Source organism: Streptomyces sp. NPDC058375, assembly GCF_042723425.1.
GTDB lineage: Bacteria > Actinomycetota > Actinomycetes > Streptomycetales > Streptomycetaceae > Streptomyces > Streptomyces durocortorensis.
This window is the reverse complement of sequence record NZ_JBHXJG010000462.1, coordinates 1-2,244: the sequence shown is the minus strand read 5'-3', so window position 1 is coordinate 2,244 and position 2,244 is coordinate 1. Positions and strand designations below refer to the sequence as shown.

Here is a 2,244-nt window from a genome sequence, read left to right as displayed (position 1 = left end):
CCTCGGCTACGCCGCCTTCGCCGTGCTGTGGTCCCTCTGGGTGATCCGCGCGGCGCGCGGCCGGCCGGTGCGCCTCGACCCGCCGCCCGCGGCACGCCCCGGGTGTGAGCGACAAGATCCCTGAGGGAAACAGAAGCGCGCGTGAGCGCCTGGCCCAGCAGCGCGAGCGGGAGAAGGGGCGCGAGAAGCGCCGCCGGACGCTGATCGTCGCCTCGGCGGTGGTCGGGGTGCTCGGCCTGGCCGCCGTGGTCGGCCTGATCGCGGCCAACGCGGGCAAGGACGACGGCGGCGACTCCGCCTCCGGCCCGGCGGTCGCCCCGTCCGGCGCGATCGGCGAGGCCGCCCTGACCCTCCCGGTCGGCGCGGCCGACGCCCCGTCCACCCTCACGATCTGGGAGGACTTCCGCTGCCCCGTCTGCGCCCAGTTCGAGACGGCCTTCCGGGACACGATCACCGAGCTGGCCGACGACGGCCAGATCCGGGTGGAGTACCACCTGGCCACGATCATCGACGGCAATCTCGGCGGCACCGGGTCGCTGCGCGCCGCCAACGCCGCCGCCTGCGCCCAGGACGACGGCAAGTTCGCCCCGTACCACGACGTCCTCTTCAGCAACCAGCCTCCCGAGCCGGACGACGCCTTCGCCAAGAACAGCCGGCTGATCGAGCTGGCCGGGGAGGTCGAGGGACTCGACACGCCGGGCTTCCGCAGCTGTGTGGAGGACGGCGAGCACGACAGCTGGGTGAAGAAGTCCGACACGGCGTTCCGCGAGGGCGGCTTCCAGGGCACGCCGACGGTGCTGCTCAACGGGGAGTCCGTCTTCCCCGCCAAGGGCGACGAGCAGATCTCCCCGGAGAACCTGAAGAAGTGGGTCGCCGAGGCCAACAAGGGGAAGAAGCCGGGCACCGCCACCCCGGCCGACGGGTCCACGGATCCGTCCGCCCCGGCCGACGGATCCGCCGCCCCGTCCGCCCCGGCCGACGGCTCTGCTCCGGCCGACGGGTCCGCCACCCCGCCATCCACCCCGGCCGCCCCCTCGTCGGCCGCCGGTTCCTGACCGGACCCCCGGGGTGCCTTGCCGATCGGGCCGGGCTCGCGTGGCCCGTCCGTGACGCGGTCCTCGTTACCCAGACGTTGCCGGGTGGCTTGCCGTACCCACCACCCGGCAGGGTAGCGTCGACCTCGCCATGAATCTTGCCTCCATTCCCAGTCCGTCGACCGGCGTGATCGAGCTCGGCCCGATCCCGCTCCGCGGCTACGCGTTCTGCATCATCATCGGTGTCTTCGTCGCCGTCTGGTTCGGCAACAAGCGCTGGATCGCCCGCGGCGGCAAAGCCGGCACCGTGGCCGACATCGCCGTCTGGGCGGTGCCCTTCGGTCTGGTCGGCGGACGGCTCTACCACGTGATCACCGACTACCAGCTGTACTTCAGCGACGGTGAGAACTGGGTCGACGCCTTCAAGATCTGGGAGGGCGGCCTCGGCATCTGGGGTGCGGTGGCCTTCGGCGCGGTCGGCGCCTGGATCGGCTGCCGCCGCCGGGGCATCCCGCTGCCCGCCTGGGCCGACGCGATGGCCCCGAGCCTCGCGATCGCCCAGGCCATCGGGCGCTGGGGCAACTGGTTCAACCAGGAGCTGTACGGCAAGCCCACCGACCTCCCCTGGGCGCTGGAGATCAGCGAGGGCCCGAACCGGGCCGCCGGGACCTACCACCCGACCTTCCTGTACGAGTCGCTGTGGTGCATCGGTGTCGCGCTGCTGGTCATCTGGGCCGACCGCCGCTTCAAGCTCGGCCACGGACGGGCGTTCGCGCTGTACGTCGCGGCCTACTGCGCCGGGCGCGGCTGGATCGAGTACATGCGGGTCGACGAGGCCCACCACATCCTGGGCCTCCGCCTGAACGTGTGGACCGCGATCATCGTCTTCGTCCTCGCCGTCGCCTACATCGTGGTCTCCGCGAAGCTGCGCCCGGGCCGCGAGGAGATCGTCGAGCCCGACCGGGACTCCACCCCCGGGAAGGACTCCGACAAGGACGGCTCCGCGACGGCGGACGCCGACGCGGAGGACGCCGACGCGAAGAAGGATCTGCTCGGCAAGGACGAGCCGGGCAAGGGCCGCACCGCCGAGAGCACCGAAGCGGCGGCCGAGAAGAGCTGACCCCCCCGCGCCCTCCCGGGGCGCACCCCGCACCACCTCCCGCTCGCCGGGCGGGGTGGGTGCGGCAGGGACGGTGCGCGGTTCGGGGGC

2 protein-coding genes are annotated in these 2,244 nt (G+C 72.9%); both read left to right on the top strand.

From position 1 onward, the window contains the following. Positions 1–104 precede the first annotated feature (104 nt). Positions 105–1,055 (top strand): thioredoxin domain-containing protein, encoded by a 951-nt coding sequence (locus tag ACFWM7_RS35025; RefSeq protein WP_383268757.1) that lies wholly within the window; start codon positions 105–107, stop codon positions 1,053–1,055. Positions 1,056–1,185: 130 nt separating this feature from the next. Beyond that, positions 1,186–2,154: a prolipoprotein diacylglyceryl transferase gene (lgt, locus tag ACFWM7_RS35020; protein WP_383268753.1), complete on the top strand. Its 969-nt coding sequence runs from the start codon at positions 1,186–1,188 to the stop codon at positions 2,152–2,154. Positions 2,155–2,244: the final 90 nt, after the last annotated feature.

Coding starts and splice junctions, on each gene's coding strand:
- lgt (WP_383268753.1), top strand. CDS start 1,186: ATGAATCTTGCCTCCATTCCCAGTCCGTCGACCGGCGTGATCGAGCTC.